A 21,991-nucleotide genomic window follows, 5' to 3' on the forward strand; every position below is an offset into this window, starting at 1 on the left:
AAGCACGCGAAGTGCTCGTCCCGTCGTGTCGCTGCGGCCTATCGGGGCGCGGTGCTGCCTAGACTGACCGGCACAGCAGCCGTACGCCCATCCGGGCCGGAGGTGTTCGCCGTCATGGCAGGTCTCAAGCGAACGCGACGAGCGTCGGCCCGGGCGCGCCGCAAGCCGGGGAAGATCGCGGACGAGGCCAAGCAGCAGCGTCGTGCGGAGCGGACGGCGCGCAAGGCGGACAAGAGGGCGGTCAAGGCCGCGCAGAAGGGCGAGCACGGGCGCATCACCCCGGGCAACGCCAAGAAGGTCGTGGGTGTGGCCAAGATCGTCGGCCCGGTGCTCGCCCCCTACGCCGCGCAGGCCGCCACCGGCGCCAGGGAGACCTACGAGCGCTTCCGGGCCCGCAGGCTCGGAGTGGCCGTGGAGGACGTCTCCCGCTTCTCCGGCCGCGGGGCGGCCCTGCACGCCCGCATCGCAGGCGACGCCAAAGCCCTGGAGGAGCTGCGGCACCGCGGGGACGGCGCGGACGAGTCCGTGACCCGCTTCGTGGACTCGGCCCAGCGCAGGCTCGAGGAGATGTCCAGCGCGGTGCGCGCGGCCGAGCGGATGCCCGCGAGCAGGAGGCGGGCGGCCCACCGGGCGGTGGACGGGGAGCTGGGGCGCATCGAGGACGACCTGCTGCGCCGCTTCGGCGCGCGCGCCGATTGAGCTGCTCGAGGGTGTTGACCCGCTCGGCTCCGGTGGTCACCCGGTGGAGCTACGCAGGTGGGTCGTCACCGGTGAAAACCCACCCCTTTCCCACTCTCCGGAACAACCGGAAAGTCGATGTAACACTTTCCATCCCTCGAACGATCGAACCACCGGGAAGTGTGCCGGGACCGTGGCCTTCTGGATCTCCACTGACCCCCACGGCCCGGTTCGCTCCTGCGCCCCTCGGCGCAAGTGGCGCGGTCGTGTTCGCCCCGCCCCGCGGAGCGGGCGCGCCGGAGCGGACTTCGCCCGCGCCGAAGTCCCCGCCCAGGAACGACGCAAAGTTCCACGATGCGAAAAACCGACCGTCTCGTTGAACGGTCGGTTCACGTCGGTGAGCCGCACGAGTTCGGCTCGGCCGATCAGCCCTCGAATCACGCGCCGCACCTGGTCAACTCCACTGCGGAACCGGAACTCGGCCCGCGGACGCGCCGGAGCTCGCGCGCTCCGCGACGGACGTCCGGAAGCGGATCGCCCACCCGGCAGGCCAACGGCGCGAAGGACCCGGCCGAAAACGGCCCCGGGGAGCGCGGCCGGATCAGCGGTACGGCGACCACCGCACGGTGAAGTCGCGCTCGCGCATGGAGCGCAGCCTCCTGTGGAACTCGTCAGCGACCGACGGGTTGCTGCTCAGGTTCGGCAGCACGCTCATCGTGATCTTGAGTTCGCGCAGGTCGCGCAGCACCGGGAACCCCTCCCAGGCGACGACGTCGAAGCCGTGCGCGGCCACCAGCTGCCGGTAGGCCTCGGGAGAGCGCCCGAGCCGCAGATAACCCACCGCCATGGGAGTGAGGTCCCACTCCGGCGGGCCGACGCACAGCGAGTCGAAGTCGCACAGCACCGGCCCCTGCGGCCCCATGATGACGTTGCCCAGGTGGGCGTCCCCGTGCACGATGCTGCGGGGCAGGGCGAACTCCAGCTGTTCGACGCGCTGTTCGACGGCGTCGCAGTGCCGCTTGAGGAAGTCCCGATCCGCGCGCTCGAGCTCGTGCTCCCCCTCCGCGAGACGCCGCCTGGCGTCCGCGACCGGGCGCCACTCCCCCATCGAGGGGGGAATCTCCACGGAGTGCAGCGACCGAAGCAGCTCACCCAGCTCATAGCCGGTCGGCTCGACACCGGAGTCGGGGATCTCCTCCCAGAGCGTCGCCACGTGCTCGCCCACCCGAACGGGCTGACGCACGCCGGGAAGCAGCCGAACCGAGGACATCCCCCGATCGGCGAGCCAGCGCGCGGCCTCGACCACGTTGTCGGCCCGATAGGCCAACGAGGGCGTGAGTACGATGCGCACGACCACAGGAGCCGTGCGCAGCAGGAACACTCCGTTGTTCACGAAGCGCAGCAGTCGCGCCCCACGGTGGTCCAACCCCGCGGCTGCGCAGACCTCGGCCAGCGCGGATTCCAGTTCCGGCGGGATGTCGGACTCCCGTGCGGAGTTCGGCGGAAAAGTCATGTTTGCCGATGTCATGCTATGTCTTCCCGGGTAATCGCGCCGACGGCGCCCACAGGACACTCCCGCACGAGCCGCTCAAACCGAACGGTTCTCCCTGAACTTGCGGACCTGCTCGGAGAAGTCGAGGGCGTCCGAGTTCGTGGTGTGCTTGGCCGCTTCCAACTGCAGCGGCCGCAACCTGTCCGGCACCCGCGCCGACTTGACCTGGGCCCCGATGTCGAGGGCCTGCCTGCCGACCTTGATCCCCTGATCGACGTCACCGGCCCTTATGTGGTTCGTGGCCTGCATGCCCAGCCCGAAAACGTGGCTGCGCTGCATGTCCACGTCATAGGACTCGTTGCACTTGATCGTCTCGGCGACGGCCAGCGGCGCGTAGTGGTCCGGGTCGAACTCGGCCAGCGCATCGTGCACCGACCCCGTCACCGCGTGCAGGTCGTTCTCATTGAAGAACCGCACCCAGTCCGGAGCCTCGTTCAACCTGGCCCGCGCGAACTCGTCCTGAGTCCTGCCCAGCATCTTCGAGACCTGGTCCGGGCGGTTGAGCATCCCGTAGGCCCAGCCCTCGTTGGCGCACATGACCGCGACCGTGAGCGAGGAACCGGAGTCCTGGGCCGCTATCTGCCCGAGCTGGAACAGCTTCAAGGCCTCGTTCGGCTGGTGGTAGTGCAGGTAAACCCGCCCCATCCTGTACAGCACGTTCGCGACCAGACTGTCGTCGTTGGCCTGCTTGGCGAACTGGAGCGCCTGCCCGAAGTGGCTCCGGGCCGGATCCATCAGCCCCATGTCGAACGAGGTCCAACCCGCCAGGCTGTGCATGTCGGCGAGCGACGTGAACAACCGCTGTTGAACCTGGTCCGTGCAACTGGCGTGCAGCAGCTGCTTCGCCCAGTGCAACTGGGCCACGACGGCGTCACGACAAGTCCCCCCGCCGTAACGATAGTCCAGGTCGCGCAACGCTTTGGTCGCCGCCTGAATCTGCTGAACGTCGGCCATGCCGATTCGCGACGGCGCGGGCGTCTGGGCACTGGCAGCGGCCCAACCGCTCTCCTCCGCGCCGAAGACGGAAGCCCCCATAGCAACCGCCGCGGCATGGGACAGAAACTTCCGACGCTTCACCGTCTCGTCCTCCTCAGCCGGGGAGTCGCCGCTGTCCGAATCGGCGACTCTCACTGCCGTCGCCCCGTCATAGGCGAGGCCCATATACCCCCTCGGGACGCCGAGACCATCAGCGATGCGGGCCAGCACGTCGTAGGCGATGACCTGCCTGCCCTTGAGGATCTCCGAAACCTCGGATTGCGACTGTCCGGTGGCGGCCGCGATCTGACGCTGCGAAACACCGTGCTTGCGCAACAACTTGTAGATGTCGCTGATGTTCCGGCTGGCCAGAGCTTCCCGCATCTCCCGTCCGTCCCAGACCTCTGGTGCAACGAGAGAACCGCTCGAACCGATGGTGTTCATTTGAAGACCCCTCTACGCTTCTCGGGCGTCGGTCGCAGATTAAGGCTCCGCACAAAAGACGGTGAAGCAACCGCAAGAAGCGGTGATCGGCAGGGCCGAACACCCGCTGACCGCTCATCGCGCGGTATGTCCGGTCGTCGCCCATCATCTAGCCAGCCGGCCGCAACACGTTCCAATCTAGTCATCGCAAGCAACGCAGCACCGAGAGGACATCCACCAAGTGGCTTCCTTCGAACACTCCGGATCCGCGGATTCGGCGGACTCCGCCCCCCGATCGGAAAGCCGCCGGAACGACTCCGGGGAGATCGTCGGACGGAACCACGGACAGGTGCGGTGCCTCGACGTGAACCACACGCCGAGGGCCCTCGAGGTGCTCGTCAACCGGGACAGGGTGGTTCTCGCCGGACCGCCCGGTGCAACCGCGGCGCTGTCGGCCGAAAGGGTCGGCCAGTTGAGCTCCGCGCTGCGGTTCGCCGCTGATCAGGCGAGAAAGTGACGGTGACGTACGGTGGACGCGATTCTGGGACAGGTTCTGCGCAACGCGGTCTGGGAACGGCTCGATGTCCTTTCCGAGCTGACTAACCGCGCGGATGCGTCGTCCCTGCTGTCCGTGGCGCGTTCCGAGCTCCCGCGGTTGACCGCGGGCTGGCGGACGCTGCTGACCGCGCACGAACCGGACGAGCGAGGCAACTGCCCCGAGTGCTCGACCTGGCTGCGCCCGCGCAAGGCACCCTGCGCGGTGTGGCGCTCCGCCTACGAGCACCTCGTCGCCGGCGGCCTCGCCCCCCGTCCCGCACGGCACCTGCGACCGGCGCAGGAACTGCGCCGAGCAGCGCCGGTGCCGTAAAACCCGGCGGGCCCGGTTTCCGAACAACCACACCCCCGAACCGGTTTCGGAGCCGATGCCCCGCCTGAGAACCGGTGATCGGCATGACGTGCCCCCCGACCACGGCTATGCCGATCACCGGTCTCCCCGTCCACCCCGCGGGCGCGCCCGCGGGAACGAACGGCACCGTGCCAGGACCCCACGGTGTCGTCGCCAACTCAACAATGCCGCACGACCACACGCCGTGGGAATCACGAACCGGTGGACGGGTGTCGAATTCCCGTCGACCGGGTGATTTCAAAGATTTCCGCGAGCCGGTACCGACGTTACTCCCCTCCCCCGAACCGGTACCGGCTTGCGGATTCCACCACTCCACCACCGGTGAACCGTCTGCCCGACACCCCGTTGGTGGTGGAGTAGTACCGGGATTCCGGCACTCGTTTCCCCCTGGCGAGTGCCGGAATCCCGGCATTCTTCGTTTGGGGCGGGTGGGTCCTGTTGCTCAGGTGGTTCCGTGGCGGAACCTCTCGCGGGCTCTCGCTCCGGGAGGCCCGACATCGGGTAGCCACCTACACAACGTCGGGCCTTCCTCGCGAGAGCACCACGAGAGAACCCGCGGCGGTGCCGGTGGCTCGGGCTCACAGCGCTCGCGTTGGGGTGCCGCCCTGGTTGGGAGTTCCTTTCCGGGAGCCCTGTCCGGCGGTGCCGGCTGCTCGGGCTCACAGCGCTCTCGTTGGAGTGGTGCCCTGGTTGGGAGTTCCTTTCCGGGAGCCCTTGTCCGGCGGTGCCGACTGCGCAGGCTCAAAGCGTCTGCGTTGGACGGTGTCCTTCCTCCGCGAGTTCCTGGCGAGGGGTCGGTGGCGGTTGAGCCCGGCCACCCCGCCGTCACTTGCGGCGCAACCGGGCTCTGGAGCGCAGCTCCCCGTCCAGCCGCGTGCCCTCCGAACGCGTTCCGCGCAGCGGAAGCTCGGTGTACTGCGCTGGCACCATCATCAACGGTTGCCTCCTGCCGAGCAGCGCGGAGTACGCGGGGACGAACCCCTGGTCGAGCAGCGAGACCGCGAAGTCGACGGCGATGTAGCCCCGAGCGTCCAGCACACCCGTTCCCTGCCAGGGCAACAGCCCGGACCCGCCGAGATAGGTGAACCCGCAGCGTCCCTTCGTCACGGCGCTGACCGTCAAGCGGACCCGCGGGCTGAACAGCTCCTCGTAGCCCAGCTCCTCGTCCACCCGCATGGTGGACAGGTAACGGATCGCGTTGTGCCAGGCCCTGCGCAACACGGCCACGCGCGCCTGGCGCACCTCGGGGGAGATGTGCGTGTCGGTCAGGTTGTACACGTCCGCGTAGACCGTGCGGGCCCAGTCGAGCCGGTCCACACCGGACGGAACCGGCACCGGGACGGAGTAGACCATCGACATGACCATCTCGCGGAACAGCTGCAGCGAACGCGCGGTCACCCCCTCCGCTCCGTCCCACTTCTCCGCGCGCTCCTGCACCTGGTCCAGCGTTCGCAGCGGGTTGTCGGTGATGTCGAAATCGGCCACCACCCGCTCCAGACAACCGCGGAAGTCGTGGAACATCTCCGGGCGGCGGGACACGACCCGCGGTCCCAACCGCTCCGCGGCCACGGTGTCGAGCTCCCTGATCGAGACGTACCCGTCGACGCCGGCCATGCTCGCGTACTCGTGGAGCTTGCGGGTGTAGGCGCGGATCATCGAGGACGGCCGCGGACGGAAGTGCCTGCCGTCGGTGAGCACGTTGATGCGCAGCCCCGGCGGATACACGCGCCGCACGGCCTGCTGCAGCTCGCGCAGGCGGACGAGCCCCCCGAACTCGGCGATGTCCGGCAGCGGGCCGTAGGCCTTCAACCGGTTCAGGGACTGCTTGACGGGGAATCCGAGCAGCACCACCTCGACGGGTTCGCCCCGGGCCACGCAGTCGCCCACGTCGCGCTGCATGTCGGCGACGACGTAGTTGGAGCGGGACCCCTTGAGGAACTGCTTGCGGGTGAACACGTGGTGCAGGGCACCGACGACCGCCCCCACGCGCTCCCGGTCGTCCCACCGGTTCCCGGCCTGCCCGCTGCCGGGGAACTTGGCCAGAGCGCCACAGGCCGTCCGCTCCGCGGCCCGGTCCGCGTCGTCGATGACGTTGGCCACGATGGACTCGGTCTCGGAGCCGCTGAGGCGCACCGCCCAGCGCTGGGCCGAGCGGTTCTCGCGCAGCGCGGCCACGTGCAGCTCCTCCAGCGAGTGCGTGTTGGAAAGCACCGGGCTGCGGCGCCCCAACCGCTTCCGCGGGGAGGTTTCGAAGCTGTCGATCACCGATGCCGCCGCGGCACCGGTGCGCTGTTCCGCGGTCCCGTTCACCGAACCACCGTCGCGCTGGCGGGGCATCACCTCACCCGCGGAGAGCGCGACCACGAAGGTCCCGTGCGCGTCGACGGGCCTGCCGAGGTCCCGGGCCATCTTGTCGTCGAAGACCGCAACGACCTCCGCCTGCCCGAGTTCGCGCAGGCGGCGCACCGTCCACTCGGCGACCGACTCGGTGCTCTCCTCCGGGACGTGGATCAGGTCCGCCTCCGGAACTCCGGTCTCGTCCAGCGCCTTTCGCACGTACTCGCCGTCCCGGTCGCCGGAGAAGCAGAAAACCACCCGTCCTCCCGCGTCCCTGACGTCCCACACGAACCGGGGAAGTCCACTGTGCACCGACCCCGCCCACAGCGGGGCCCCGGTTCGCCACTGAGCCGCTCCCCCGTCGACCGCGCACCCCTTGAACTCCCCCGGGCGGACGCGGGAGGGGATTCCCCCACCCGCCCGCCCGGGGCGGTCCTCCGGTTCCGCGGAGAGATGCCCTCCACGGCACAGCGGCGCGAACGGGTCCCGGACCTCCGGATCACCGAAGCGCTCGGTCCGCTTCCCCCCGGAGGTGACGAGGCCGCACGAATCGAGATCGATCACCACCATCGGCTGCGGAACCCGCCGGTCCCAACGCCGTTTCCTGGTGCGTTCCTGCACGGTGTGCAGCACCCGCCGCAGCAGCGCGTCCTGCTCGGCGGGGACCGTGTGCACGAAGCCCCGCAACGGGTGCTGCCCGGAGAGCACGTCGGCGCTGTCGGCTTCCAGGTCCCGCAGCTCGGCCGCGATCACGTGCTGCACGGCCGAGCGGGTCCGCCGCGAACGAGCTCCGCGCTCGCCGAACTCGAAGCTCTCGAACCCCCCGGCCAGCGTGTCCAGCGTGCGCGCCAGCGCACGCACCCCCTCGCGCACGTCGGCCGAGGTGACCCTGCTCGCGTCGCACACCCCGGCGGCCGAGGTGATCACCACCCTGCCGGTCGCCTGCAGCTCCGGGGATAGCTCCACGGCCAGGGCTCCCACGCGCGGGGTCAGCAGCAGGGCCCCGGAGTTCTCCAGCACCAGCCGGAAGGCGCGCAGCGGCGGGCGGATGAAGTACTCCAGGAAGTAGTGCAACGCGCTCTCGTCGCGTTCGAAGCGGTTGGCCACGACCTCGCCGAGCAGGGTGCGGGGAAGTGCGGAGCAGGGACCGAGCAGCGCGGGCACGGTGACCGGGATCGTCCCCCCGGGGAACTCGGGGTGGGCGGGCAGGGGCTCGTTCGGCATCGCCGTGCGCTCCGCGTCCGAGCCCGGTCTCGCTCCGGAGGTCGCGCAGTGCATCCGCAGCATCGGGTCGCCGTCGACCATCTCGACCAGGTTCCACCAGTCGTCGTCGGAACGACGCTGCCGCTCCAGCGGGGCGTACGGGTCCAGGGCTCCGGTGAGCAGCGCCAACCAGTCCGGGTCGCGGCGCTTGCGGGTGCTGCGCAGCCGGATCAGCACCCGGTAGAGCCGTGTCCAGGTGGGAGCGGGGCCCAGCGGTATGCCGCTGCCCGCGCGTTCGCCCACCAACCAGGCCAGGTGGTCGCGCCACACCACGCGCAGACCGTAATCGCCACCGGCCAGTATGGAGTTGGCTTCTTCCGCTTCGAGTGGCCACGTCCCGAAGGGCCGTACGGTAGCCGTGCTCTTCTCGGGGCCAAGCCGGGGCCGACCGTTCAACGGGTATCTCCTTGTTCTTCCTCGGACAGAGCGCGGAGACTCACGAGCTCCGCGGGTGAACCGCCCGGAGCGGGGACCACCGGGCGAGGAAGCGCGTTCACGAACCGATCGTGGGAATGTCGCGTGCGATGAGTACATCGCTTTCGTCCCGGTCGCACGGACACACGCCGGTCCGCGGGGGACGTGCCGGGAATTCGAACAGCGATGTCCACGGCCGGATCGAGGTTTTCTGTTCAGGTTGGCTCAGCTGTCCGCTCGGCGGAACCTCCCGCTCTCCACTCAGTGGACTTTCCGAGGCCGACCAGCCGTCCACACCACGTCGAGCCGTCCTCGGGAGAGCACAACGCCGGAGTCCTCGCGGCGATACGAGCCGTTCGGGGGGTGGTTCCGGCACCGCCACGCCGAGAGCACCACATCGAGCGCGGGCACGACGGGAAATCAGCGCCGAGGACGCTGCGCGAGCCCCCGGGACTACGAGTCCGAACCGGTGAGCGATCGTGCTCCGCGTGTCCGACCATGATCACGCGCACTCCGATCACGCTAATGAGCGATCTTTTCCGGCGGCAATGTGAGGGAGTGCATAATCGCGAGTCACGCGCTCCGCGCCACGCGGAGCCGGGGACGTGAAGACGGGGACGCGAAGCCGGGACGCGCAGACGGGGCGAGGCACCGGGGTGAAGTTCCGACCACGCGGACAGTCCCACTTTCCGGGGAACAGCCAGCCTCGGCTCACCCTATCGACTGACACTCTGAAGGGTCGCTCAGAAGGCATGATCGCCGCAGGAACGCGAGACTGGGTGGGCCGTAGCGTTCGCCGGGGCAGCAGGTTCCCAGCGACGCGTCTCGGATCAAGTCCGGAGAACGCCCAGAGCTCGTACAAGACCGAGGAGAAACCTTGCCCACCGAAGTAGCCCCGTTGCGCCGCAAACCAGTCCAGCAGCGCAGCGCCCAGCGCGTGGAACGGATGTTGGAGGCCTGCGCCCAGCTCATCGACGAGGTGGGCTACGACGGCCTGACCACCACGTTGATCGCCGAGCGGGCCGGAGTGGCGGTCGGCTCGCTGTACCAGTTCTTCCCGGACAAGCGCGCGGTGGTGCAGGAGCTCACCCTGCGCAACCTGGAGAGGTTCGTCCAAACCGTCTCCGAGCGGCTGGACCGGATGGAACTCGCCCACTGGTGGGACGCCGTGGACACCGTCTTCGACGTGTACCTGGGCATGCACCGGGAGATCCCCGCATTCAGCAAGCTCCACTTCGGGGACGTGGTGGACCTGCGGCTGCTGCACGAGAACAAGGACAACAACGCGGTGATCGCGGAGAAGCTGACCAGCCTCATCTCGGAGCGGTTCGGGATGAGCCCCGCCGAGCTGGAGCTGCCGCTGTCCGTGGCCGTCGAAGCGGCCGACGCGGTGCTGCACCTGGCCTTCCGGCGCGCTTCCACGGGGGACCCGACGCTGGTGAACGAGGCGCGGGAACTGGTCCGCGGCTACCTGTCCAGTCGCATCTCGGAGGATCAGCCGAAGGACCTGCCCGCCCCCCGGTAGGTCCGCGCGGACCCGACCCTTCGGCAACGAGTCGCATCCTGCCACTCGATCAGGTGGTATTCGTCGAGCCTCTCGGCGAGTTCCCCCGCCTTGGCGTGCCGGAACCACACCCGATCACCGGGACGAAGCGCACCGGCTCCCCTGCCCACCACCGGGGTCTGCACCTCGCCCACTGCCTCGGTGCCGGTCAGGCGCAGTCCGCTCGGCAGATACGGGCTGGGCAGCCGGTCCCGGCCCGCCGCGCCCGAAGCCGGATACCCTCCGGCGAACAGGGTCGCGCACCGTCGTCCGGGCCGGCGAACCACCGGCAGGGCGAACAGCACGGAGGGAAGCGGCCTGAAGTCGTGGTACGCGTCGAACAGGGTGGGACCGATCAGTCCCGAGCCCGCCGTCACCTCGGTGACGGCCCGCTCCGTCGCGGTGGTTTCCAGGCTTCCGGTGCCTCCCCCGTTGACGAATTCCAGCTCGGCCACTCCGCCGACCGCCTCGACCACGGCAGCGCGGCGGCGGGACAGTTCCGCGGCCGAACGGTGCCGCACCCAGCGCACGGCAGCCGCGCGCAGCGGCTGCCCGGGCGGGGCGTCCCCCACCCCGGCGATCTGTCCTTCGTAGACCATCAGGCCGACCAGCCGGAAGGCCCTCCGCCGCTCCACCTCCCGCGCCAGCTCGCGGGCCTGCCCGGGGGAACGCACCGGGGAACGCCGCGGCCCGATGTGGACGAGCCCGGCCAGTCCGCTCCCCAGCCACGGGATCCGGCCCAGCGCGGAGTCCTCCAGGGGGCGCCAGGCCGCGTCGACCTCCAGGCACACCCTGAGCCGCTCCGCGGAGCGGCCGCCGGACCGCTCGACCAGGTCCAGCTGCTCGGCGGAGTCGACGGTGATGGTCACGGCCGAGGCCGCGCCCGGCTCGGAGGCCAGTTCGGCCAGTGAGCGGCGGTCCGCCGTCGGGTAGGCGACGAGCAGGTCGTCGCTCACCCCTGTCCGGTACAGCCACAGCGCCTCCGCGAGGCTGTAGCACATCAGCCCGGAGAAGCCGGGGGTCCGCGCGGCCCGGTCGATCAGCTCGGGGCAGCGCACGGACTTGGTGGCCACCCGTATCGGTTTGCCCCCGGCGCGATCCACGAGCCCGGACGCGTTGCGGTCGAAGGCGTCCAGATCGGCCACCCCGAAGGGCGGGTCGAGCTCGGACGTGGCCGCGTCCAGCCGGGCCGCCGAAACGGCCGGGTGCGGTGCTGCGGAGGAGTTCACGCCATCAAGGTAAGCCCGCACCTCTTGTTACGCGAGTTGCTTTCACATACTTTCCGCCAATCGGAGTCACGACCCCACCCGATGCGCGAAGTACTGTCACGCCCCCGGGGGTCCCGCGCGGGCCGGTCGCGGGAACCCGTCCGACCGCGCCGAACGTCCGACCGGCGACCCGACCGCTCGCGACCACCCGGGCAAGCCAATCCGCTCGACCTCTCGAGGAAGTCCCGACCATGGCACTAGACACCTGGACCAACTGGGCGGCGACGAGCACCGCCACCGGTCAGCGCACGCAGCGGCCGCGCGACCCGCACGAGATCGCCCGCGCCATCACCGACGCCCGACAGCAGGGGCACAGCGTGCGGCCGCTCGGCTCGGGACACTCGTTCAGCGACATCGCCGCCCCGCGACCGCCGCGCGAGCGCACCGGCGCGGTCGCGCTGGACCTGTCCGCGTGGACGGGAATCACCGATGTGGACCGCGGCAACGGACTCGTCACCGCACGAGGCGGCACACCGCTGCACCAGCTCAACGCCGAGCTGGACGAGCTGGGGCTGGCCCTGCCGAACCTGGGCGACATCGACGGGCAGACGATCGCCGGTGCCGTGTCCACCGGAACCCACGGAACCGGAGCGCGACTGGGCGGACTGGCCACACTGGTGCGGGCGCTGGAGCTCGTCCGCGCCGACGGCTCGGTCCTGCGCTGCTCCCCCGAGCAGCACCCCGATGTGTTCGCCGCGGCCAGGGTCGGCCTCGGCGCGCTCGGACTGATCAGCACCGTGACCCTGCGCTGCGTCCCGGCGTTCTCGCTGGCCGCCGAGGAGCACCCCCTCCCGCTGGACGAGGTCCTGCGGAACTTCGACGACCACGCCGCGGACAACGACCACTTCGAGTTCTACTGGTTCCCCCACACCGCGCGCACCCTGGTCAAGCGCAACAACAGGCTGCCGGAGGCAACCCCCACCCGACCGCTGCACCCGGTGCGTTCCTGGTTCGAATACCGGGTGCTGGAGAACGAGCTGTTCGGCGCGGTCTGCAGGCTGGGCCGCCGCAGGCCCGGACTGGTACCGGCGTTGAACCGGCTCTGCGCGACGAGCTGGTCCGGGCGGTCGTACAGCGACAGGGCCCACCGGGTGTTCGTCACGGGACGGGAGGTGCGCTTCGTCGAGAGCGAGTACGCCGTCCCGCGCGAGCACCTCCCCGCGGTGCTGAACGAGCTGCGCGCCGCCGTGCGACGACTCCACCACCCGGTGATGTTCCCGGTCGAGGTGCGCGTGGCCGCCGCCGACGACATCTGGCTGTCCACCGCGCACGAGCGTCCGACCGCCTACGTCGCGGTCCACCAGTTCAGCGGAATGCCCCACCGCGAATGGTTCGACACCTTCGAGCGGATCGCCCGCGCGGCGGATGGAAGGCCGCACTGGGGGAAGATGCACGGCCTGTCCGCCGCACAGCTGCGCGAGAGCTACCCGCGCTTCGACGACTTCCTGCGGGTCCGCCGCCGACTCGACCCGGAACGGGTGTTCGGCAACCCCCATCTGGAGCGGGTGCTGGGCGAGTGACGGAACCTCGCCCCCGCACGGGACGGGCGCGCCACGGGGCCTTCCCGGCGCACCCGAACGGCGGAGACCGAGCGCTCGCCCGCGCCGAACCCGACGTTGAACCGACGCCGACTCACCCCCAGGAGGGCGCCGGTGCCTCGCTGGCCAGCAACTGGTCGTAGACCACCTCGTTGACCCAGCGGGAAACCGCGGTCTGCTCCGTGGACGGGGCGTCCTCGAAGGCCCTGCCCTCCAGCTCAGTCCGGATCCCGTGCTCGTCCGCGCTGAGCACGGCCACACCGAACTGGCGAGCCCGGATGAGGCAGGTGGACACGAAGCCCTCGCGGTCACTGACGTGCCGGGGCACCAGGATCGCGGCGCTGGTGAACCTCGCGAACGGCACGGCCGCGGTCAACGCGGTCCGCCAGTGGCGGGCCGGGGCCAGCACCCCCGACACCCGCGCCGCTGCCGGGGGAACCCGATCGGTCATCTCGGGCCAGACCCAGGTGGCTATCTCCGTGCGGTCCAGCACGGGCTCGCTCCCGACGCAGACGCGCTCGGCGTGCGCGTCCGGAACCAGCTCGGCGACCGGAACGATCCGACGGCCCAGCAGGCGCATCGGGGAAAGCACGCTTCCGGTCCACTCCAGTGCTTCGACTGCCGACTCGGCCAGCTCGTCCACGGGAGCGGGCAGTCCGTGCGCCCCCGTCGGACAGACGCTGATCCTGCCGTTGCTGCGATCGTCTCTTGCGGCATATCCCGGTGTCGCGGTCAACTTTCCCGCCTCCAAGGGTGCTTGCGCGAAATGGGGCCGAACCGAGCAACGCCGCCGAGAAGAGCGGACTCGGCGCTGAGGACTGTTCGGCGAATCTGCACGTGCACCCGACTAGAACAGCTGTGGGCGATTTGTTCGCGGTTCCTCCGAGTTCGCTGCGACCGACGGCCAACAAACGTCGGTGACCGGTCGATGAGCGGTAACTGAGGTTCGGTCGGGCTTGACCGCCATTCGGGTGAGCACGCGACGGCCGTGTCAGTCCGCCTCGGAGCGGAACACGGTGGAGCCGTCCAACTGCCTGCCGACCGCCTCGGCCGCGGGAACCAGCGCCCGGACCAACTTGGCCACTTCGGCCTGGGAGGTCTGCACCACCAGGCCCAGCGCGGCCACGACCTCGCCTTCCTCGCGCACCGGAACGGCCACGGAGCAGCTGCCGAACGTCATCTCCTCCGCGGTGCGGGCGAAGTCGCGCTGCCGGACGCCGGCGAGCTCCCGCACGAGCCTGCCCGGTTCGGCGACCGTGTAAGGCGTGTACCGCGCCAGCCCCCGCGCGCAGTAGTCCTGCACCACCTCGCGCGGGGCGTGCGCCAGCAGCACCTTGCCCACCCCTGTGGGGTGCAGCGGGAGGCGACCGCCGCTGCGCGAGAGGATCGGGATCGAGCGGCGCCCGCTGAGCTTTTCCACGTAGACCGCTTCCGGCCCGTCCCGCACGGCGAGCTGCACGTTGGCGCCGGTCTGCTCGTGGAGCTGCTGCATGTAGGGCATGGCCGCGTTGCGCAGCCCGGTGTGCACCGGGGCGAGCAGCCCGAGTTCCCACAGCCGCAGACCGATCGCGTACCTGCCGTCGCTCTCGCGCCGCAGCGCGCCCCAGGCCTCCAGCTCGCCGACGAGCCGGTGCGCCGTCGCCAGCGGGACGTCGGCGCGCTGGGAGATCTCGGTCAGGGACAGCCGCGGCGACTCGGCGTCGAAGGCGCCGAGCACGCTGAACGCGCGACCGGTCACCGTGCGACCGGACTCCCTGCTGTTGCCAGCCATCGCCGCCGGACCTCTTCTCGCCGAACGAACTCTCGCGGAGAGCAAGATACCTCCTCCGGGGGCAGCATCGTCCCCGTTCGGAGCAACCGATCGCGTGGTCCGGACGAGCGTCCTCCTCACCGGAGCGCTCCCCGTCGGAACGCTCGTCTCCCGGACGCCCCGCACGCGGGGCTCCCGCGATGTGGTGACGAACGGTCCGTTCCGCTCACGGCGAAACTTCGCGCTCCGGGCCCGCTGGACTCCGCGGAGCGAAAGATCCGGGGCGCACCCGCCACGAGCCGAGGTGTGAGAGGTGTTACTCCATGCCGATCGAAGCCGATCGATGCCGACCGCATCCGGCGCGGGGACGCCCCGGCGCCGAGGCCGCACCGGCCCCGGCACGGCGGTGAAACCGATGGGAAACACGAAAAGGACCCCACCAGAGTGGGGCCCTTCTCGTTCTGCCTGTTCTCGATCCGCGACCGTGTCCCTCCGGAGAGGACGAACACTCGTCGGCTCGTTGTGGGCGAGGGGGGATTTGAACCCCCACGTCCTTTCGGACACACGGACCTGAACCGTGCGCGTCTACCTGTTCCGCCACCCGCCCGTGGGTGCTTGTTTTACTGTACAACACTCCGAACTCGGCCCCGAAACCGGGGGGTCTTTTCGCCCGAAGGAACAACCTCGCCGAAGCGAGCCCGTACAATCGAGCTGGAACCTCGTGCCGTGATCGGCTCGATCAGAGTAACACGGCACGATCGGGGGGAGCCGAACAGGGGTCTCCCCGAATGAGAACTAGTAGCTGTAACGACTCATCGCCCCGTATACGATGGGTCGCAGGAGTCGAGAGTGTGGAGGGATTGCCGTTGGGCCTCGTGCAGCGCTTCGAGCGCAGGCTCGAAGGCATCGTCGGCAATAGCTTCGCGCGCGTGTTCGGCGGCAAGGTCGTTCCGCAGGAGGTGGCCCAGAGCCTCCAGCGGGAGGCCGAGCTACAGGTCCGCGAACTCGCGGGCGGAAGGCTGCTCGCGTGCAACCACTACACGGTGCAGCTGAGCCCTACCGACCACAAACGACTCATGGAGGACGAGAATCGGGTCACCGATCTTCTCGCCGACTGCGTTCAGGAGCATCTCACCGAGCAGCGGTGGGACACATATGGTGACGTCGTAGTCTCCCTGGAGCGCTCTGAGACGCTGCACACGGGACAGTTTCGAATCAGTTCGTCCGTCGACCCCGACGTAAGCCGACGGCCGGCAACACCTCGTACCGCAGGAGACCGACCCATGAGCCAGCCACCAGGCCAATATCCCCAGGGGGATCCGTACGGCCAACAGGGGCAGTACGGCTACGACCAGGGCCAATACGGGCAAGACCCGAATTACGGCTACGGTCAGCCCGGCTATGACCAGGGCTACGGCCAGCCCGGGGGCGCGTACCCGCAGTCCGGTGGCTTCCCCGACCAGGGCTACGGCCAGCCCGGCTATCCACCGCCGCCTCCCCCGGCCTACGGTCAGCCCGGTTACGACCAGGGCTACGGCCAGCCCGGCGGCGGATACCCGCCGCAGCCCGGTGGTGGGTACCCGCAGTCCGGTGGGTTCCCCGACCAGGGCTACGGGCAACAACCCCCCGGATACGGCCAGCAACCCCCCGGTTACGACCAGGGCTACGGCCAGCCCGGCTATCCACCGCCGCCTCCCCCGGCCTACGGTCAGCCCGGCTATGACCAGGGCTACGGCCAGCCCGGCGGCGGATACCCGCAGTCCGGTGGCTTCCCCGACCAGGGCTACGGCCAGCAGCCGCCCGCCTACGGCCAACCGCCGGGGTACGAGCAGGCCTACGCACAACCGCCCGGCTACGGCCAGCCCGGCGGCGGATACCCGCCGCAGCCCGGTGGTGGGTACCCGCAGTCCGGTGGGTTCCCCGACCAGGGCTACGGGCAACAACCCCCCGGCTACGGCCAGCAACCCCCCGGCTACGACCAGGGCTACGGCCAGCCCGGCTACCCGCCGCCGCCCGGTCCCGGTGGTTACCCCGACGCCGCACCGAGGCAGTTGACCGCCACTCTGCAGCTCGACGACGGTTCGAACCGCTCGTACACCCTGCAGCAGGGCAGCAACGTGATCGGACGCGGTCAGGAGGGCCAGTTCCGGCTGCCGGACACCGGTGTCTCGCGCAAGCACATCGAGATCCAGTGGGACGGTCAGGCCGCTATGCTGGCCGACCTCGGTTCCACCAACGGAACCACGGTCAACGGCACCCCGGTGCAGACCTGGCAACTGGCGGATGGCGACGTCATCCGTGTCGGCCACTCGTCTCTGGTGTTCCGGGCGCAAGGCTGACCCGGGGCGCGTGATCACGAGAGCCGACCGACGAGGTAGGAGCGTCACCGACAAGTGTCCGAGCTGGTGATTCAGCTGACCAGAGTAGGGTTTCTCGCCCTGCTCTGGTTGTTCGTACTGGCAGCGTTGCGCGTGGTTCGTTCCGACCTGCGGTCGGCCTCCGGATTGAAGATGCCCGTACCGGGCTCGAACAGGAGCTCGGGCAAGGGCTCGGACAAGAAGGCGAAGGCCTCCGGAAAACAGTCCCGCCCCAAGTCGAAATCACCACGCCAGCTGGTGGTCACCGAGGGGGCGTTGGCGGGAACCCGCATAACACTGGAAGGTCGCCCCATAATGATCGGCCGCGCCGACGACTCCACGCTCGTCCTCGACGACGACTACGCCTCGACACGACACGCGAGACTGTCGCAGCGGGGCCAGGACTGGTACCTGGAAGACCTTGGCTCTACCAACGGAACGTACCTTGATCGAGCGAAGGTCTCGGGGCCGACCAAGGTTCCGATCGGAGCTTCGATCCGAATCGGCAAAACGGTGATCGAGCTGCGCTCATGACCCTCGTTCTTCACTACGCAGCCCGCAGCGACCGCGGCCTGGTCCGCTCGAACAACCAGGACTCGGTCTACGCCGGCCCACGACTTCTCGCCCTCGCGGACGGCATGGGCGGCCATGCCGCAGGCGAGGTGGCAAGCAAGGTCGTCATAGCGGCGCTCGCGCCGCTCGACGACGACGAGCCGGGTGACGACCTGCTCGGACACCTGCACGACGCGATGCTGTCCGGCAACAACGCCATCTCGGAACTCGTCGCCAGCGACCCGGACCTCGACGGCATGGGCACGACGCTGACCGCGATGCTGTTCGCGGGCAGCAAGCTCGGGCTCATCCACATCGGGGACTCCAGGGCCTACCAGGTCAGAAACGACGAGCTCTCCCAGATCACCCACGACGACACGTTCGTGCAGTCGCTGATCGACGAGGGGCGGATCACCGAGGAGGAGGCGGCCAACCACCCGCAGCGCTCGCTGCTGCTGCGGGCGCTCACCGGGCACGAGGTCGAACCCAGCCTCGCAGTGCGGGAGGCCCGCGCCGGGGACCGCTACCTGCTGTGCTCCGACGGCCTCTCCAGCGTGGTCAGCGAGGAGACCATCACCGAGGCCCTGCGGATCAACGATCCGCAGCAGTCGGCCGACCGGTTGATCGAACTGGCCCTCAAGGGCGGCGGCCCGGACAACGTCACCGTGATCGTCGCCGATGTGGTCGACGTCGACTTCGGCGACGACGCGCCGATCGTCGCGGGAGCGGCCGGTTTCGCCGAGCAGGAGACCCAGCCGCAGCCGGACTCGGCAGCGGCGCGCGCCTCCGCCGCCACCCGCCCGCAACCGAGCGAGCAGCGGCAGACCAACGTCGCCGAGGTCGCAGAGTCACCACCGGACCCTCCGCGGCGCAGACGTTGGTTACGCGGACTGCTGGTCAGCTGCGGCGTGCTCGCGCTGCTGGCCGGCATGGTCTTCGCCGGAAGGTGGTGGGTGTTCAACCAGTTCTACGTCAGCGCCGACGACTCCGAGAACGTGGCGATCTTTCAGGGAGTGCAGGGCAGCGTGCTCGGGATCAGCCTGCACCGCAGGCTCGAGGGCTCCTGCCCGCCCGGCGCCGCCGAGGAGTGCGACTCCATCGGGGTGAAGGATCTCAAGGAGGCCCAGCGCACCAACGTCGTCGACGGGATCACCCAACTCGAAAGCCTGGAGGACGCCCGCGAGACCGTCCACCGGCTGCGGCTCACCGCCCTGCTCCCGCCCTGCGAGCAGAGCGACGGCCAGCAGAACGACGGCGGCTCGAACGACGGGAGCTCGAACGACGGGGGCGGCAACGAGCGCGCCGGTGGCGACAACGGCTCCGGCGGTGACGGGAGCAACGGCGGCGACCCCACCTCGTCGGACACCCCAACGACCTCCGAACAGCAGTCCGGAGACCCCAACAACCCCCAGCAGGGATCGAACGAGCCCTCGGAGGCGTCGAACAACTCGCAAACCGACGGCACACCGCTGCAGTCCGAGGAGCAGAAGCCGGGCGTCAACTGCCGGACGGTGAGTTGATGGCTCCCACCGACACCGACCCCGGAACCCCGAGCGCCTCGGGTTCGGGCGCCCAGGAGGCGACGAACCCGCCCAGAACACCGAACCGGCGCGGCATCGAGCTCGTCATGCTCGGCTTCTCCGCCGTGATAGTGACCTCGGCGCTGGCCCTGATCAGCATCAACCAGGAGTCCCAGCCCGGCACGCAGGTCCTCTACTACGGCCTCGCCTTCCTCGCCCTGTTCGGCCTGGCCCACCTGGCCGTTCGACGTTGGGCCCCCTACGGCGACCCGCTGCTGCTCCCGCTGGTGGCCTTCCTCAACGGGTTCGGGCTGGTGCTGATCCACCGCGTCGACATCGGCAACGCCACCGAACCCGAGGGGCCCGCCGCCTCCGCGCCCTCGCAGGTGGCCTACACGGCCATCGGACTGGTGCTGTTCGTCCTTGTGCTCAAGGTCGTCTCGGACCACCGCACCCTGGCCAAGTACGCCTACACCTGCGGGCTGGTCGGGCTGGTCGCGCTGGCCCTGCCCGCTGTGCTGCCCAGTTTCATCGCGCCCCCCATCAACGGCGCGAAGCTGTGGATCCGCATCGGCTCGCTGTCCTTCCAGCCGGCCGAGTTCGCCAAGATACTGCTGCTGGTCTTCTTCGCCGCGTTCCTCGTCTCCAAGCGGGAGCTGTTCACCACGGCGGGCCGGCGGTTCCTCGGCATCGACTTCCCCAGGGCGCGGGACCTCGCCCCGGTGCTGGTCGCCTGGGCCGCCTCGATCGGGATCGTGGTCCTGGAACGCGACCTGGGCACCTCGCTGCTGTTCTTCGGCATCGTGCTGGTGATGATCTACATCGCCACCGAGCGCGCGGTGTGGATAGCGATCGGTCTTTCGCTGTTCGCCCTGGGCTGCGTGGTGGCCTACCCGCTGTTCGGGCACCTGCAGGAGCGCGTGGACGCATGGTTGAACCCGCTGACCAGCGGTGACAGCGGTTACCAGCTGCGCAAGGCGCTGTACGGCATGGCCGAAGGCGGGATCGGCGGCTCCGGGCTCGGTGGTGGGAGACCGGCCATCGTCCCGTACGCCAAGAGCGACTTCATCCTCTCCACAGCCGCCGAGGAGCTCGGGCTGCTGGGTCTGGCGGTCTTCCTGCTGGTGTACCTGCTGCTGACCGCGCGCGGCCTGCGGGTGGCGCTGGCGGCGCGGGACTCGTTCGGCAAGCTGCTGGCCGGGGGGCTGTCCTTCACGATCTCCTTCCAGGTCTTCGTGGTGGCCGGTGGCGTCACCGGGCTGATCCCGCTGACCGGGTTGACCACGCCGTTCCTCGCCGCGGGCGGTTCCTCGCTCGTCGGCAACTACGTGCTGGTGGCCCTGCTGCTGCGGATCTCCGATTCGTCACGACGACCCCAGCAGCCGAGCAAACCGCAACCGAAGCAACCCCCGATCGCCGAGGCACATACCGAGTTGGTGGAGCGTCCACGATGAACAAGCCACTGCGTCGGGTGGCGATGGCCATGATGGCGATGATCGTGCTGCTGCTGGCCAACGCCACCTATGTGCAGGTCATCCGCGCCGACGAACTCCGTTCGCAGTCCGACAACCAGCGCAGGCTGTACCAGGAGTACTCCACACCGCGCGGACAGCTGATCGCGGACGGCAAGCTGCTGGCCAGCTCCGAACCCACCGGTGAGGAACGGTTCCAGTACGAGCGCAAGTACGCCAACGGCCCGGCCTTCGCCCCGGCCACCGGCTTCTACTCCTTCATCTACGGATCCAAGGGGGTCGAGCGGGCCGAGAACGAGGTGCTCAACGGCAACGCCGACTCGCTGGCGTTCAACAGGCTGCAGGGCATGCTCACCGGCCAGGAGAAGAAGGGCGGCAACGTCGAGCTGACCCTGAACCCCGAGATGCAGCGCACCGCCTACCAGCAGCTCGCGGGCGACGGGGTGCGCGGTTCGGTGGTGGCCCTGAACCCGCAGGACGGGTCGATACTGGCGATGGCCAACGCGCCGTCCTACGACCCGAACAAGTTCGCGGGCCAGTCGCGCGACAAGCAGGTGGAGGCCTGGAACGAGCTCGAGAACGCCCCCGGGGACCCGATGGTCAACCGGGCCACCTCGACGCTGTACCCGCCGGGGTCCACCTTCAAGCTGATCACGGCGGCCGCCGCGCTGGAGTCCGGCAAGTACGACTACGACACCCAGGTGACGGCCGCGCCCTCGATCGACCTGCCCAAGAGCAACGCGACGCTGCCCAACTACGGCAACAGCACCTGCGGGACGATGCCGACCGCTCCGCTGTGGGAGGCCATGGCGCGTTCCTGCAACACCGCCTTCGCCGAGGTGGCCGGTGACGTCGGCGAGGAGAAGCTGCGCGAGACCGCCCGGAGCTTCGGCTTCGGCGAGGACCTGAACGTCCCGATGAACGTGGCCAACTCCTCGCTCGGCGAGATCAACGGCCCCGCGCCGCTGTACCAGACCGGGATCGGCCAGCGCGACGTGCGCATGACCCCGATGCAGAACGCGATGGTGGCCGCGGCGATCGCCAACGACGGCAAGATGATGAAGCCGCACCTGGTGGACAAGACGCTGGCCCCGGACATGTCCGTGCTCGACCGCACCGAGCCCGAGCAGATGAGCCAGGCCGTTCCCGGCGACGTCGCGCACACCATCAGGGACATGATGGTCAAGGCCGAGCAGCACGCCGGCGACGAGGGCAAGATCAGCGGGGTGCAGATCGCGTCCAAGACCGGGACCGCGCAGCACGGCTCGGGCAAGGACCCCCACGGGTGGTACGTGGCCTTCGCCCCCGCGGAGAACCCGCAGATCGCGGTGGCCGCCGTCGTGGAGGACGGCGGCAACGTCGGGGCGAACGCGACCGGGAGCAAGATCGCAGCACCGGTGGCGCGCGCCGTGATCCGCGCCGGCCTGCAGGGGGGTGGCTGA

At 69.6% G+C, this 21,991-nt stretch carries 16 protein-coding genes and 1 tRNA gene; 10 read left to right on the forward strand and 7 right to left on the reverse strand.

Annotation, left to right across the window (positions count from 1 at the left end):
* Positions 1-114: 114 nt before the first annotated feature.
* Positions 115-699, forward strand: coding sequence for a DUF6474 family protein (locus tag G9Q41_RS17750; protein ID WP_207631135.1), 585 nt, complete (start codon positions 115-117; stop codon positions 697-699).
* Positions 700-1,279: 580 nt separating this feature from the next.
* On the opposite strand, the gene G9Q41_RS17755 is transcribed toward G9Q41_RS17750, so the two are convergent.
* A complete protein-coding gene (locus G9Q41_RS17755; protein ID WP_165633028.1) occupies positions 1,280-2,191 on the reverse strand; it encodes an aminoglycoside phosphotransferase family protein in 912 nt (303 codons plus the stop codon).
* 75 nt (positions 2,192-2,266) lie between these two features.
* The gene (locus tag G9Q41_RS17760; RefSeq protein ID WP_092525016.1) at positions 2,267-3,649 is read right to left on the reverse strand and encodes a helix-turn-helix transcriptional regulator; all 1,383 of its coding nucleotides are present in this window, start codon (positions 3,647-3,649) and stop codon (positions 2,267-2,269) included.
* Between the two features lie 343 nt (positions 3,650-3,992).
* Between G9Q41_RS17760 and G9Q41_RS22090 the strand changes: the two genes are divergently transcribed.
* The gene (locus tag G9Q41_RS22090; RefSeq protein WP_242687611.1) at positions 3,993-4,145 is read left to right on the forward strand and encodes a hypothetical protein; all 153 of its coding nucleotides are present in this window, start codon (positions 3,993-3,995) and stop codon (positions 4,143-4,145) included.
* A 12-nt stretch (positions 4,146-4,157) separates the two neighbouring features.
* Complete coding sequence (locus tag G9Q41_RS17770; RefSeq protein ID WP_017972690.1) at positions 4,158-4,496, forward strand: hypothetical protein; 339 nt, start codon at positions 4,158-4,160, stop codon at positions 4,494-4,496.
* Positions 4,497-5,360: 864 nt separating this feature from the next.
* Here the strand turns inward: G9Q41_RS17770 and G9Q41_RS17775 are convergent.
* Positions 5,361-8,531 carry an L-tyrosine/L-tryptophan isonitrile synthase family protein gene (locus tag G9Q41_RS17775; RefSeq protein ID WP_242687612.1) on the reverse strand — a complete coding sequence of 1,057 codons (3,171 nt, stop codon included), beginning with the start codon at positions 8,529-8,531 and terminating at the stop codon, positions 5,361-5,363.
* Positions 8,532-9,495: 964 nt separating this feature from the next.
* On the opposite strand from G9Q41_RS17775, the gene G9Q41_RS17780 reads away from it, so the two are divergent.
* Positions 9,496-10,074: a TetR/AcrR family transcriptional regulator gene (locus G9Q41_RS17780; RefSeq protein WP_342751288.1), complete on the forward strand. Its 579-nt coding sequence runs from the start codon at positions 9,496-9,498 to the stop codon at positions 10,072-10,074.
* Here the strand turns inward: G9Q41_RS17780 and G9Q41_RS17785 are convergent.
* Entirely contained in the window at positions 10,044-11,321 is a 1,278-nt protein-coding gene (locus tag G9Q41_RS17785) for an alanine racemase (RefSeq protein WP_165633029.1), read from the reverse strand. The genes G9Q41_RS17780 and G9Q41_RS17785 overlap by 31 nt on opposite strands.
* A 230-nt stretch (positions 11,322-11,551) precedes the next feature.
* Between G9Q41_RS17785 and G9Q41_RS17790 the strand changes: the two genes are divergently transcribed.
* Complete coding sequence (locus G9Q41_RS17790) at positions 11,552-12,880, forward strand: D-arabinono-1,4-lactone oxidase (protein ID WP_165633030.1); 1,329 nt, start codon at positions 11,552-11,554, stop codon at positions 12,878-12,880.
* A 112-nt stretch (positions 12,881-12,992) separates the two neighbouring features.
* Here the strand turns inward: G9Q41_RS17790 and G9Q41_RS17795 are convergent, their stop codons facing one another.
* From G9Q41_RS17795 to G9Q41_RS17805, 3 genes are all read right to left on the reverse strand, one after another.
* Complete coding sequence (locus tag G9Q41_RS17795; RefSeq protein WP_242687613.1) at positions 12,993-13,634, reverse strand: hypothetical protein; 642 nt, start codon at positions 13,632-13,634, stop codon at positions 12,993-12,995.
* Positions 13,635-13,889: 255 nt separating this feature from the next.
* Complete coding sequence (locus G9Q41_RS17800) at positions 13,890-14,669, reverse strand: IclR family transcriptional regulator (protein WP_092525026.1); 780 nt, start codon at positions 14,667-14,669, stop codon at positions 13,890-13,892.
* 502 nt (positions 14,670-15,171) lie between these two features.
* Positions 15,172-15,255 (reverse strand) — tRNA-Leu (locus G9Q41_RS17805).
* A gap of 259 nt (positions 15,256-15,514) precedes the next feature.
* Here G9Q41_RS17805 and G9Q41_RS17810 point away from each other — a divergent pair.
* The 5 genes from G9Q41_RS17810 to G9Q41_RS17830 are packed head-to-tail and all read left to right on the forward strand — an operon-like array spanning position 15,515 to position 21,991.
* On the forward strand, positions 15,515-16,987 hold the full coding sequence (locus G9Q41_RS17810) for a DUF3662 and FHA domain-containing protein (RefSeq protein WP_165633130.1): 1,473 nt from the start codon (positions 15,515-15,517) through the stop codon (positions 16,985-16,987).
* Between the two features lie 54 nt (positions 16,988-17,041).
* The gene (locus G9Q41_RS17815) at positions 17,042-17,539 is read left to right on the forward strand and encodes an FHA domain-containing protein (protein ID WP_165633031.1); all 498 of its coding nucleotides are present in this window, start codon (positions 17,042-17,044) and stop codon (positions 17,537-17,539) included.
* Positions 17,536-19,077 (forward strand): protein phosphatase 2C domain-containing protein, encoded by a 1,542-nt coding sequence (locus tag G9Q41_RS17820; RefSeq protein ID WP_165633032.1) that lies wholly within the window; start codon positions 17,536-17,538, stop codon positions 19,075-19,077. The genes G9Q41_RS17815 and G9Q41_RS17820 overlap by 4 nt, the downstream gene beginning before the upstream one ends.
* Positions 19,077-20,531 (forward strand): FtsW/RodA/SpoVE family cell cycle protein, encoded by a 1,455-nt coding sequence (locus tag G9Q41_RS17825; protein ID WP_092525032.1) that lies wholly within the window; start codon positions 19,077-19,079, stop codon positions 20,529-20,531. Before G9Q41_RS17820 ends, G9Q41_RS17825 begins: the two co-directional genes overlap by 1 nt.
* Positions 20,528-21,991, forward strand: coding sequence for a penicillin-binding protein 2 (locus G9Q41_RS17830; RefSeq protein WP_092525034.1), 1,464 nt, complete (start codon positions 20,528-20,530; stop codon positions 21,989-21,991). Before G9Q41_RS17825 ends, G9Q41_RS17830 begins: the two co-directional genes overlap by 4 nt.

The sequence above is a fragment of the Actinopolyspora sp. BKK2 genome (assembly GCF_011291845.1).
Classification (GTDB): Bacteria; Actinomycetota; Actinomycetes; order Mycobacteriales; family Pseudonocardiaceae; genus Actinopolyspora; species Actinopolyspora saharensis.

Coding starts and splice junctions, on each gene's coding strand:
- G9Q41_RS17750 (WP_207631135.1), top strand. CDS start 115: ATGGCAGGTCTCAAGCGAACGCGACGAGCGTCGGCCCGGGCGCGCCGC.
- G9Q41_RS17755 (WP_165633028.1), bottom strand. CDS start 2,191: ATGACTTTTCCGCCGAACTCCGCACGGGAGTCCGACATCCCGCCGGAA.
- G9Q41_RS17760 (WP_092525016.1), bottom strand. CDS start 3,649: ATGAACACCATCGGTTCGAGCGGTTCTCTCGTTGCACCAGAGGTCTGG.
- G9Q41_RS17780 (WP_342751288.1), top strand. CDS start 9,496: ATGTTGGAGGCCTGCGCCCAGCTCATCGACGAGGTGGGCTACGACGGC.
- G9Q41_RS17790 (WP_165633030.1), top strand. CDS start 11,552: ATGGCACTAGACACCTGGACCAACTGGGCGGCGACGAGCACCGCCACC.
- G9Q41_RS17800 (WP_092525026.1), bottom strand. CDS start 14,669: ATGGCTGGCAACAGCAGGGAGTCCGGTCGCACGGTGACCGGTCGCGCG.
- G9Q41_RS17820 (WP_165633032.1), top strand. CDS start 17,536: ATGACCCTCGTTCTTCACTACGCAGCCCGCAGCGACCGCGGCCTGGTC.
- G9Q41_RS17825 (WP_092525032.1), top strand. CDS start 19,077: ATGGCTCCCACCGACACCGACCCCGGAACCCCGAGCGCCTCGGGTTCG.
- G9Q41_RS17830 (WP_092525034.1), top strand. CDS start 20,528: ATGAACAAGCCACTGCGTCGGGTGGCGATGGCCATGATGGCGATGATC.